9 protein-coding genes and 1 other annotated feature are annotated in these 12,166 nt (G+C 48.5%); of the genes, 1 reads left to right on the forward strand and 8 read right to left on the reverse strand.

Translation table 11 applies throughout. The features are described from left to right. Positions 1-16 precede the first annotated feature (16 nt). The 4 genes from ACWJJX_RS13505 to ACWJJX_RS13520 form a co-directional block, all read right to left on the reverse strand. Positions 17-1,018 (reverse strand): SPOR domain-containing protein, encoded by a 1,002-nt coding sequence (locus ACWJJX_RS13505; protein WP_454023034.1) that lies wholly within the window; start codon positions 1,016-1,018, stop codon positions 17-19. A 126-nt stretch (positions 1,019-1,144) separates the two neighbouring features. Further along, a complete protein-coding gene (locus ACWJJX_RS13510) occupies positions 1,145-1,897 on the reverse strand; it encodes a prepilin peptidase (protein WP_060674737.1) in 753 nt (250 codons plus the stop codon). A 139-nt stretch (positions 1,898-2,036) separates the two neighbouring features. Continuing rightward, positions 2,037-3,329, reverse strand: a complete 1,293-nt coding sequence (locus ACWJJX_RS13515; RefSeq protein WP_070082170.1) for a bifunctional folylpolyglutamate synthase/dihydrofolate synthase — start codon at positions 3,327-3,329, stop codon at positions 2,037-2,039. Positions 3,330-3,387: 58 nt separating this feature from the next. Beyond that, a complete protein-coding gene (locus tag ACWJJX_RS13520; RefSeq protein ID WP_070082171.1) occupies positions 3,388-6,030 on the reverse strand; it encodes a valine--tRNA ligase in 2,643 nt (880 codons plus the stop codon). A gap of 58 nt (positions 6,031-6,088) precedes the next feature. Then, positions 6,089-6,310: a binding site (T-box leader), on the reverse strand. 172 nt (positions 6,311-6,482) lie between these two features. On the opposite strand from ACWJJX_RS13520, the gene ACWJJX_RS13525 reads away from it, so the two are divergent. Continuing rightward, positions 6,483-6,674, forward strand: a complete 192-nt coding sequence (locus tag ACWJJX_RS13525) for a hypothetical protein (protein ID WP_003152639.1) — start codon at positions 6,483-6,485, stop codon at positions 6,672-6,674. A gap of 14 nt (positions 6,675-6,688) precedes the next feature. Here ACWJJX_RS13525 and ysxE read toward each other — a convergent pair whose 3' ends face one another. From ysxE to hemB, 4 genes are all read right to left on the reverse strand, one after another. After that, a complete protein-coding gene (gene ysxE / locus ACWJJX_RS13530) occupies positions 6,689-7,711 on the reverse strand; it encodes a spore coat protein YsxE (RefSeq protein ID WP_070082724.1) in 1,023 nt (340 codons plus the stop codon). 33 nt (positions 7,712-7,744) lie between these two features. Further along, complete coding sequence (locus ACWJJX_RS13535; protein WP_454023035.1) at positions 7,745-9,739, reverse strand: LysM peptidoglycan-binding domain-containing protein; 1,995 nt, start codon at positions 9,737-9,739, stop codon at positions 7,745-7,747. 132 nt (positions 9,740-9,871) lie between these two features. After that, entirely contained in the window at positions 9,872-11,161 is a 1,290-nt protein-coding gene (hemL, locus tag ACWJJX_RS13540) for a glutamate-1-semialdehyde 2,1-aminomutase (RefSeq protein WP_077722655.1), read from the reverse strand. A gap of 28 nt (positions 11,162-11,189) precedes the next feature. Then, positions 11,190-12,164, reverse strand: a complete 975-nt coding sequence (gene hemB, locus ACWJJX_RS13545; protein WP_094247687.1) for a porphobilinogen synthase — start codon at positions 12,162-12,164, stop codon at positions 11,190-11,192. Between the last annotated feature and the right edge of the window lie 2 nt (positions 12,165-12,166).

A 12,166-nucleotide genomic window follows, 5' to 3' on the forward strand; every position in this document is an offset into this window, starting at 1 on the left:
GACGGGAAATGAGATACTATTTTACAACACTTAAAAGCTCTTTTTGGGCTTTCCAGCCGGATTCTGCCCCCGACGTTTCCAGCTCTTTCAGCGCTTGAAGCACGGCCTCCTTCTGCTTTTTGTCAGCGGCGTCTGCGCCGTCTGCCGCTTTTGCCGCTTCAGCCACTTCCGTTTTTGAAAGATCTTTGCCGGTAATCGCTTTGGCGGAGAGCTCAGATGCCTGTTTAAAAGAGTCTTCCAGCCCTGAATCGACCGCAAAGCTGAGCTCTTTTCCGCCCCAAGCCTCAAAATCATGGTCTATCAGTGTCTGACCCAATTGCTGTGATAAGCTTTTTTCCGCTGCAAGCCCGGCGATCACGTATGTGTATCCGTCTTCTTTTGCCAGAGAGACGGCCGAGTATCCTTTTTCAGTCAGCTGGTCAACAAGCGTTTGCGCTCCTTTTTCTGATGAAAATTTTCCGGCCTGCACCGCATATGTTTTATAGTTTCCCACTGAAGATTCCGCATCTCCTGTGCCGGCTGTTTCAGATTTGTCTTTAGAAACATCTCCCGCTTTCACCGTCTGCCCTTGTGAACCTTTGTCAGCTGATGCCGGAGCGGAGGCTTCTTTACTTCCCGACATATTTAAGGCGACAAGGCCGAGCCCGGTGCCTAAAACAGCCGCAACGGCAATTGTCGTGACCGCTTTTTTAACTGGAGAAGACGGCTGCTTTTTTTTCGGAAAATGAGGGCCTGTTTTTTTCTTCTGGTATGGCGGAACGACTTTAGGGTCATCTTCAAATACCTCAGAATTCTTCTCATGATCCCAATTGAAATCTTCTTCTTTCGGATCTTCATGGGAAGCGGCGGTCTCCTGTTCCGCCTTTTTTGTTTCTTCCCAATTGGAAAATGTGACGGTTTTCTCCCCGCCTTCATTCACATCTTCTTGTCCATACATCGTTTCTTCTTGTCCGTTAATGGTTACTTTAAGGGCACTGTTTTTAGCTTTGCTGTGCTTTTTGCTCTTCCTTTTTTTCAACGTCTCTTCCCCCTTGCATTCGTCTTGGCCGTACCTTGAACTGATCATGGTTCACACTTTAGCATAGGCGTAAAAAAAAAGAACAAGACTTTTGTCGTCTTGTCCAAAAAACGTTCGCCAAATTTTTCAAGCCCCGCCTGAAGCGAGCTTGATGTAAAACGAAAACAGCTCTTCACCGTATAAATAACTCAAAGCGCTCCCGGCTGAGATGGCCGGCGCAAACGGAAATGGCTGCTTTTTACCAAGCCTGCCCCGGGCTGCGGCGCACATACCGTATACGGCTCCGATCATAACGGAAAGAAAGAATGCAATGAGCACGAGCTTCACGCCGAGCGTCAGGCCGATCACCCCAAACAGTTTCACATCACCTGCGCCGATGCCTCCTTTACTGACAAACATGATAAAAACTAGCAGAAAAAATCCGCAAACAGCTCCGGCAAACCCCGCATACCATGAATCCAGCGGAGAAAACATACGGCCGGCGATGAAAAGCGGAAGAAAAAACAGCAGAACTTTGTCAGGAATCAGCATATATTGCAGATCCGTCATAGTAACAATCATGAGCAGAGACAGAAATAACAGCGCGACTAACAGTTCTTTTGAGAAACCGAAATGAATGCCTGCAGCCGTGAATAAACACGCCGTCCAGCATTCCGCCGCCGGATACATAACCGACAGCTTCGCACGGCAGTTTCTGCATCTGCCTCTTTGCAGAATATAGGAGACGACGGGCACAAGCTCCCCCCAGGAGAGCGGCAAGCCGCAGAACGAGCAGGCTGAACGCGGCGAAATAACCGAGATTCGAAGCGGGATACGGCACGCTGCTGTATAAAAAAAAGAACCGAAAATCAAGCCGAGAAAAAACAGAATCAAAAGCACTCAGACCACACCTTTACTATCAATCTGGCTCAGATTATAGCAAAGAAAAACACCATGACTGAAATGGCTGAAAATATATTTTCAGCATAAAAACACCCGGCAAAACCGGAAAATGGTCTGCCGGGCATCCGAGGGGCTTTCAGATAAGCCGCTTTCTCATTTCTGAAATAAAATATAAGGAGCCGGTAATGATGATGACATCATCCGCCCCGTCTTTTTGTTCTATCCATTCTTTCACACTGTCCGGGTTCTCATCGAAGCTCTTAGACGCATGACTGCTTGCATTGTAAAGAGCTTCGGCGCTTGAAGCACGCGGAAAGTCAAATGATACAAAGTGAATGGAATCTGCTTCGGTTTCAAGCTTTTTAATCATTTCCTGATACGGTTTGTCTTTTAATGCGCTGAATACGACATGGACGTTTTTATCGGCAAAGCGCTGCCTGATCGTTTCTGTCAGCGTTTCAACGCCCTCTTCGTTATGCGCGCCGTCCGCAAACACTAAAGGGCGGCTTTGAAGACGTTCAAACCGGCCCGGCCAGGAAGCTTTTTTCAGGCCGTTTCGCATCGCTTCTTCTGAAATGACTGCGGCTTCCAGGCGATTCAGCCATTCAGCGGCCAATATCGCCAATGCCGCATTCTGCCTTTGGTGAATGCCGATCAGCGACGTTTGAATGTCTTCATAGCATTTCGTTTCTGTTTCCAGCGAAAAGCTTTCGCCGGACGGAAGCGCCGCTTCATTAAACAGTCTGCACGTTTTATAAAGTGACTGATACGGAGCCTGCTTTTTTTCGGCTTCCGCTTCAATAACGCCGAGTGCTTCCGGCTGATTGACACCCGTAATGACCGGAATGGAATTTTTAATGATACCGGCTTTCTGCCCGGCGATCTCCTCGATGGTATTGCCTAAAATGGCCATATGGTCATGTCCGATACTTGTAATGACCGACAGGAGCGGTTTCACAATATTGGTTGAATCAAATGTGCCGCCGAGCCCCGCTTCAAAAATAACAAAATCGATATCAGCCCGCTTCGCAAAATATAAAAATGCACACGCTGTAATGATTTCAAATTCTGTCACCGTTCCGGCATCAGTCTTATCGAGCTCATCGACTATCGGCTTTATGTCATTAACGAGCGTTCTCCATTCCTCATCGGTAATCGGCGTGCCGTTGACGCTGATACGCTCATTAAACGTAATCATGTAAGGCGATGTGAACGTGCCGACCGTATAACCGGCTTCTTGAAGCACGGAACGGATAAAAGAGACGGTTGATCCTTTGCCGTTTGTGCCCGCCACATGAATGGCGCGGATGTTCTTTTCCGGGTGTTCCAGTTTTTCCATCAGCTTTTCCATACGGAGAAGGCCCGGCTTAACGCCGAACTTGAGTCTGCCGTGAATCCAGCTGATCGCTTCTTTGTACGTATTAAACAATGAAATCCCCTCTTTTATACGACAAGGCGGTTTCTTAGGAAACCGCCCCGCTGTTTTATCAGCCTTTCAGCTCTGCAATCCGCTGCCGGACAGCTTCGCGTTTTGCCGTGTAGTCTTTCTCTTTTCCGCGTTCTTCTTCAATGACATGCTCAGGAGCTTTTTTAATGAATCCTTCGTTGCCGAGTTTTTTCTGAACGCGTTCGACTTCTTTTGTCAGCTTGTCGAATTCTTTTTGCAGACGGGCGATCTCCTCATCAATGTTAATCAGCCCTTCAAGCGGCAGAATGACTTCCGCTCCGGTGACGACCGCTGTCATCGCCTTGTCTGCCGCAGTGATATCCGTCCCGATTTTCAGCGTGCTCGGATTCGTGAAGCGTTCAACGTAAGAACGGTTCTTCTCAAGGCGGCCGGCAATGTCTTCGGTAGATGTTTTAATGTAAAGTTCAACCTGCTTGCTCATCGGCGTGTTGACTTCGCTCCGGATATTGCGGACAGAACGGATTAATTCTACGAGCAGTTTCATATCCGCCGCTGCCTCTTTATCCGTATGTTCCGGCACCGGAACCGGCCAAGAGCTGATCGTGATTGACTCGCCTTCATGAGGAAGGTGCTGCCAGATTTCTTCCGTTAAGAATGGCATAAACGGGTGAAGAAGACGCATCGTCTGGTCAAGCACGTATGCCAGAACAGACCGGGTTGTTTTCTTCGCCGCTTCATCTTCCCCGTACAGCGGAAGCTTCGCCATTTCGATATACCAGTCGCACACATCGTCCCAGATAAAGTTGTACAGGTGGCGTCCGACTTCACCGAATTCATAACGATCCGCAAGCTGTGTTACGTCTTCTATCGTTTCATTCAGTCTTGTCAGGATCCACTTATCAGCAACTGATTTTTCACCGGACAGATCAAGCTCGTCATACGTCATGCCGTCCATGTTCATTAATGCAAAACGGGAGGCGTTCCAAATTTTATTTGCGAAATTCCATGTGGATTCCACTTTTTCATAGCTGAAACGGAGATCCTGTCCCGGTGAACTTCCGGTTGCCAGGAAATAGCGCAGGGAATCCGCTCCGTACTTGTCGATGACATCCATCGGGTCCACGCCGTTCCCAAGGGATTTACTCATTTTTCTGCCCTGCTCGTCACGGATTAAGCCGTGAATCAGCACGTCTTTGAACGGACGCTCGCCGGTAAACTCAAGACCTTGGAAAATCATCCGGGATACCCAGAAGAAAATGATGTCATATCCCGTTACAAGAACATCGGTTGAGTAATACCGCTTAAAGTCTTCAGCGTTTTCATCAGGCCAGCCCATTGTAGAAAACGGCCAAAGCGCGGAGCTGAACCATGTATCAAGCACGTCTGAATCCTGTTCCCAATTTTCGCTGTCCTCAGGCGCTTCAAGGCCGACGTACACTTCTTTTGTTTCTTTATGATACCAAGCCGGGATGCGGTGGCCCCACCACAGCTGACGGGAAATACACCAATCACGGATGTTTTCCATCCAGTGCAGGTACGTTTTCTCGAACCGGTCAGGAACGAAGTGAACCTTCTCTTCTTTTGCCTGAAGGTCAACCGCAGCATCGGCCAGCGGCTGCATTTTGACAAACCATTGTGTGGACAGGTACGGCTCAACAACAGCGCCGCTTCTCTCACTGTGGCCGACGGAATGCATATGGTCTTCGATTTTAAAGAGAACGCCGGATTCCTGAAGATCTTTGACGAGTTTTTTGCGGCATTCAAACCGGTCCATGCCGTTATATTGCAGCGCTTTTTCATTCATTGTTCCGTCTTCATTCATGACGAGAATCCGCTCTAAATTGTGGCGGTTTCCGAGTTCAAAGTCATTCGGGTCATGGGCAGGCGTGATTTTAACGGCGCCTGATCCGAATTCCATATCAACATAATCATCGCCGACGATCGGAATTTCGCGGTTTGTAATCGGCAGAATCACCGTTTTGCCGATTAAGTGCTTGTAGCGCTCATCTTCAGGATGAACCGCGACAGCAGTGTCGCCAAGCATCGTTTCCGGACGGGTGGTCGCGATTTCAATTGAGCCTGAGCCGTCTGCTAACGGGTAGCGCAAATGATAAAACGCGCCCTGTACGTCTTTGTAAATCACTTCAATATCGGATAAAGCCGTTTTTGTGGCAGGGTCCCAGTTGATGATATATTCGCCTCTGTAAATCAAGCCTTTCTCGTACAACTTGACGAATACTTCACGCACGGCTTTGTTCAGCCCTTCATCAAGAGTGAAACGTTCGCGTGAATAATCGAGTCCGAGTCCCATCTTGGCCCATTGGCTGCGGATGAAATCAGCATACTCTTCTTTCCACTTCCACGTTTCTTCTAAAAACTTTTCACGGCCGAGGTCATAACGGCTTGTGCCCTGCTCGCGGAGTTTCGCTTCGACTTTTGCCTGAGTGGCGATGCCGGCGTGGTCCATGCCCGGAAGCCAGAGCACGTCATAGCCCTGCATGCGTTTCATACGCGTAACGATATCTTGCAGCGTCGTATCCCACGCATGTCCGAGGTGCAGCCTGCCCGTCACGTTCGGCGGCGGAATGACGACAGAATACGGCTGTTTCGTTTGATCGCCGCCCGCTTCAAAATATTTTCCTTTCAACCAAAAATCATAGCGGCCTTTTTCAATCGCAGACGGATCATATTTTGTCGGCATTGTTTGTTCGTTTGTATCCATGATAACCCTCCAGCATGTTTAGAAATGGCTGAGCAACTAAAAAAGAGCCTTCATCCTGATAAAGGACGAAAAGCTCTTTCGCGGTACCACCTTTTTTCATGAACAGATTTGTTCATGCACTTAAACGGATAACGGGTGCGGCCCGAATTTCTCTACTGTATGTTCAAGAAATTATGCTCCCGGGCGACCTTCCAATGAGACGGCATAAGAAGCCTTTCAGCACAGTAGCTTCTCTCTCTTCATGCGTCTTTCTTGTACTCTTCCCGTTCAAAGCAGGTGTATTTATATCAGCTCATGATCTTATTTATTATGTTCTTTATTATAGTAAAAGTGTTTTTGATTCGTCAATCATCTTTTCCAAAAACCGCTGCCGTCATACATAAATGGGCATGCACCCCGCTCTTCCCCTTACATACGATACATAGAAAGGCGAATGTGAGGAGGAATTGCCCGTGAGAAAAAAATTCAATTCTTATTCGCTCCCCCAGTGGGCCAGACAGGTCCGCCTTGTATCCGTGCAAGTCATTATCCCGATTACGATCTTTCAGGGGATCAGGACGATTTTCTTTCCGACGACTTTTGATGTCCTGCTGCTTGCCATCCTGCTGTTTTTAGCGTGCGCCCTGCATTTGGAATGGATATAAAAAAACGAGTCCCGTTATGAAGAGGACTCGTTTTCCGCTTTTATTTTTTTCTCCCGCTCAATCTGATGAACCTTCATGAGAAAAGGCTCAACATTTTTCATCTGCCAAAACGCTCTTAATAATTGCGTGCATTCTTCTTTTTCAGAGCCCCTTTGGCCGGTCTGATACCGTTTCAGCACTTTGTACATGGCGGACGGATAAGCCATATAGCTGAGAAACAGGCTGATTTCCGCTTCACGGAGCGGGAATGATTTGTGATACGTATAAAACCAGTCCAGGCATTCCGGACATGCTTTCGGATAGCTTCTGAACATTCTGGAGTAAAAGCTGAGCAGGTCATTTTGCGGAGGGCCCAGCGCAGCTTTCTCGAAATTTGTGAAAAAGCCTGATCCCGCATCATTATACAGAAAGTGGCGGCTCGATAAACTGCCGTGGTTGATCACCGCTCTCGTCTTGTCATGATCCTTTGCCGCGTCAAACCATTCTTCCAGACGTTCGAGAGCAAAATTGACGGCGGAAACCGTTTCTGTAAGATACGTAACAGCCTGCAGTTCAAAAGGTGAAAGGTACCACTCTTTTTCCGCCCGGTCGGCGAATTGTTCATAGACAAGTTTATCATTTTCCCAATCTCTTTTCGTTGCTTCATAAAAGCGGCTGATATCTTCAGTCCGGATTTGGATGTCCCGCACAGTCGCAGAATGGAGCTTCGCGACCTCTTTAAAAAGGTAAACATGTTTTTGGTCCCGTTCTTCTTCCTGATCGTACTGAAGCCAAGGCATTAAATAATAAGAATTCTCCGTCTGTCTTCCCGCAAAAAAATCGCCTGCATACGTGCGGCAGATCGGCACAAATGATCGGTAGCCTTTCTCCTCAATCTCAATCATAAGATCCGTAAATTCACTGCTGCGGGCCGGCTTGAGCTGTTTCAAAGCAAAAATGCCGTAGTTTGAGTAGACCTTCCAAACATGCGGGCTGACAGGCTCAATGTACTCAGCCGTCAGCCCATATTCCTGAAGCACTGATTGGACTGCTTCCATTCCATTCACCACATTTTTACGGCCTCTTTGTGCTTACACATGGCTGTTATTATATTCAGGTATATACAGAAGCTGACCTTCCTCAAGCTCGTCATCAAACGATAAAGCATTCGTTCGGATGAGCTGCTGGGATGTAATGTCATATCGTTCACACACCCGGTCGATTGTATCTTGCTGCTGCACGATACAAATTTTCATTCTTGAAAACTTTTCTTCTTCCCTTGTAAATAATTTTGTCAAGTAATGAGAGTTGTCATTTTCCTTCTGCTCGGTTCCCGGTGCCGCTTCTTCATTCTTTCTTTCAGGCTTAAGCGGCTCAGGCTGTTCCGCTTGCGCCGGCTCCTCCGGCGGCAGTTTGGAAAACTGAAAAGACAAATCGAGAGGCTTCCCGGTTTCCTCCTCCGGCGGCGCCATCTTCCTTACCTCAATTTCAAACCCTTCTTCATCATGAGCCTCTTCTTCAAGCAGCTTAGGAGCGCTGTAAAACTCCTCTTCCTGCCGTTCCGGAACGAACTCACGATAAACGGGCGCCTGCTCTTCTTGAAAAACCGCAGGCTCATCTTCGTCTTCTGCCGCCTTATGATCGCTCTGACGGAGAAGCGGCTCGGCCTCTGGCTGTTCTTCTTTTTGAAGGAAGGGCTGTTCCGCAATTTTTGTTTTTTCTGCATGCGGAGTCAGAGTGAATGCAGGGAAAACCGGTTCGATATCATCTTTTGGCTCTTCCTGCGCTTCTGCTGAATCATCCTCAAATACGGGTTCATTCCTCACGGCTGACATGATTGCAGGCTCCTCAGCTTCTTCCGGCTCTTCTTCGTGCTGGAAGGAAACGGGAGGAGGAGGCTCAGTAAAGGAAACAGGTTTCGGCACCTCTTCTTGCTCCCTCATAATCGGGGCTGCTTCCTGCTCTTCTTCCTGCTCCCTCAGAATCGGGACTGCTTCCTGCTCTTCTTCCCGCTCCCTCATAATCGGGGCTGCTTCCTGCTCTTCTTCCTGCTCCCTCAGAATCGGAGCTGCTTCCTGCTCTTCTTCCTGCTCCCTCAGAATCGGGGCTGCTTCCTGCTCTTCTTCTTCCTGCTCCCTCAGAATCGGGGCTGCTTCCTGCTCTTCTTCTTCCCGCTCCCTCAAAATCGGGGCAGTCTCCTGCTCTTCTTCCTGCTCCCTCAGAATCGGGGCTGCTTCCTGCTCTTCTTCTTCCCGCTCCCTCAAAATCGGGGCAGTCTCCTGCTCTTCTTCCTGCTCCCTCATAATCGGGGCTGCTTCCTGCTCTTCTTCCTCCCGCTCCCTCAGAATCGGGGCTGCTTCCTGCTCTTCTTCTTCCCGCTCCCTCAGAATCGGGGCTGCTTCCTGCTCTTCTTCTTCCCGCTCCCTCAGAATCGGGGCTGCTTCCTGTTCTTCTTCCTCCTGCCTGAGTGAAGACGGGATTTCTTCCTCGTTTTTCTCTGTTTCTTGTGCTGCTTCTTCTGATACAGTCAAAGGTATTTCAGGCTCATGGCGTATCATTAATTCTGGTTCATTTTCGTCCTCTGAATGATGTCCGGCAAGATTGATCATTTCTTCTCTGGCAAATTCAGGCGCCACGTACAAAGGGATCTCCGGCTCTTTTGGCTCGGATTCCTCAAGCAGCCCTTCAATTGCCAAATCAGCTTGAATGGTTAAGATCCTTGAATCCGTCAGCTGATAATCAAAGGCATCAATAAATACGAAAACATCATTGAGGTGGCTCACTTTATTTTTCGGAATCGTAATGTCCACCGGGAAACAATGAATGAGCTCGGCCGTGCCATCCTCCCTTGCCCTCACTTCCTCTACATGCCTCAGCTCACTATTAAGCTTTTCAAAATGACTGCTGTGATCTATGTTGTACTCGCCAGTAAGTTCTAATGACCCTTTAATTGAGACATAATCATTTACTTCCTGCACCCTGATGTCAGGGTCTAATGAAATCGAAAGTAATTCAGAAACTTCCTGTCCTTTTTGGAAACAGATTGATTCTTCAACAGAAAATTGCAATCGGTGATTATGCGGCAAGTTCATATCCTCCTTTCATCTAATCCATACAATTAGATGTCACTAAAGGTGTATGCCGCAATCCGGGAAAATATGATAATGGAGGCATTGAAAAAAGCCGATACAAGTCTTGCTTGCATCGGCTTTTCGGTATCAGCGGCTGATCGCCTGGAACACTTTCTCAGCGGCTTGAATGGTATTTTCAATATCCTCCATTGTATGCGCAGTGGAGAGAAACAATCCTTCAAATTGAGACGGCGGCAGAAATACGCCTGCGTCGGCCATCCCTTTATAATACTTGGCGAACAGCTTTAAATCAGAAGATTTGGCTGCTTCATAGTTAATGACAGGCTCATTGGTGAAAAAGAAGCCGATCATTGACCCTGCCCGGTTAAACGTGTGCGGAATGCCATGTGCTGCAGCTGCTTTTGAAATGCCTTCTTCAAGCATATCGCCTTTTTTCACAAATTCTTGGTAAGATTCAGGTGTGAGCTGCTGTAACGTCTCAAGTCCCGCTGTCATGGCAAGCGGATTTCCTGACAATGTTCCCGCCTGGTAGATCGGACCGCTCGGCGCGATTCGTTCCATGATTTCGGCTTTGCCGCCATACGCACCGACAGGAAGACCGCCGCCGATGACTTTGCCGAGACACGTTAAATCAGGCGTCACGCCGAAATATCCTTGCGCACAGTTATAGTCCACGCGAAAACCGGTCATGACCTCATCAAAAATGAGCAGCGCGCCATACTGTTCCGTAATGTCGCGAAGTCCTTGTAAAAAGCCTTCCTGCGGCGGAACAACGCCCATATTGCCCGCTACCGGTTCAACAATGACCCCGGCAATATCTTCACCGTACTCCCGGAATGCGAGTGCAACGCTTTCCAAGTCGTTGTATGGAACGGTAATCGTATTCATCGCTATTCCTTCCGGTACGCCCGGGCTGTCCGGCAGGCCGAGTGTCGCCACTCCGGATCCCGCTTTGATCAGCAGCGAATCACCATGGCCGTGGTAACAGCCTTCAAATTTCAAAATTTTGTTGCGGCCGGTATATCCTCTTGCCAGACGCAGGGCGCTCATTGTCGCCTCTGTGCCGGAGCTGACCATCCGCACGATTTCAACAGACGGCACACGGTCAATGACCAATTTGGCCAGTTCGTTTTCCACTTCAGTGGATGCCCCGAAACTTGTCCCGTTCTCGGCTACTTTTTTCAGGCTTTCAACGACCCGGTCGTTCGTGTGGCCCAAAATGAGCGGCCCCCAGCTCAGGACGTAGTCGATATATTCATTGCCGTCAATATCAAAAATTTTCGATCCTTTTCCGCGCTGCATAAAGATCGGGTCCATATCAACTGATTTAAACGCGCGCACCGGGCTGTTCACTCCGCCCGGCATCAGTTTCTGCGCTTCTTTAAAAGCGGCTTTTGATTTTTCATAGCTTCTCATCTGCCTCAGCTCCCGTCAAATGAAATCGTTACTCAGCAAGCCATTTTGCTGCGTCTTTTGCATGATACGTCATAATCAGATCGGCTCCTGCACGTTTCATGCCCGTTAAAATTTCCAGCACCATTTCTTTTTCTTTAATCCAGCCGTTTTGGGCTGCCGCTTTCACCATGGAATACTCCCCGCTCACATTATATGCGACCAGCGGCAGGTGATGGCGGTTTTTCACATCACGCATAATATCTAAGTATGACATAGACGGTTTGACGATTAAAAAGTCAGCGCCTTCTGCCGCGTCTGATTCAGCCTCACGTAGCGCTTCCAGGCGGTTGGCCGGATCCATCTGATATGTTTTTCGGTCACCGAACTGCGGCGTGCTGTCAGCCGCGTCGCGGAACGGACCGTAAAATTCACTTGAATATTTCACGGCATAAGACATGATCGGAACATTCGTGAATCCTTCTTTGTCGAGCGCTTCCCTGATCACTGTGACAAAACCGTCCATCATATTTGAAGGAGCGATGATGTCAGCGCCGGCTTTAGCCTGGCTGACGGCTGTCTGCGCCAGCAGTTCAAGCGACTCGTCATTCAGGATTACTCCGTCTTTCACGACGCCGCAATGGCCGTGATCCGTGTATTCACAAAGACATGTATCAGCGATGACGATCATTTCAGGATAATGCTTTTTAATCTCAGCAATCCCTTTTTGCACAATGCCGTGGTCGTGAAAAGCCTGGGTTCCGCAGGCGTCTTTTTCTTCCGGCACGCCGAAAACGATGACCGACTTAATGCCGAGCGATATCAGCTCAGCCATTTCATCCTTTAACAAATCGAGTGATACATGATAAACCCCCGGCATGGAAGGAACTTCTTTTTTTCCTTCGAGTCCTTCAACGACAAATAACGGGTAAATAAAATCTGAAGGGTGAAGACGTGTTTCTTTTACTAAATCTCTCATCGCAGCGTTCGCGCGCAAACGGCGGTGTCTGTTAAATGTTTGATTCATCA

The sequence above is a fragment of the Bacillus sp. YH3-2-B2 genome (genome assembly GCF_053663335.1).

Bases quoted from the DNA above. Each gene is read 5' to 3' on its own strand.
- ACWJJX_RS13520 (WP_070082171.1), bottom strand. From the start codon at position 6,030: ATGGATACAAACGAACAAACAATGCCGACAAAATATGATCCGTCTGCG.
- ysxE (WP_070082724.1), bottom strand. From the start codon at position 7,711: ATGGAAGCAGTCCAATCAGTGCTTCAGGAATATGGGCTGACGGCTGAG.
- hemL (WP_077722655.1), bottom strand. From the start codon at position 11,161: ATGAGAAGCTATGAAAAATCAAAAGCCGCTTTTAAAGAAGCGCAGAAA.
- hemB (WP_094247687.1), bottom strand. From the start codon at position 12,164: ATGAATCAAACATTTAACAGACACCGCCGTTTGCGCGCGAACGCTGCG.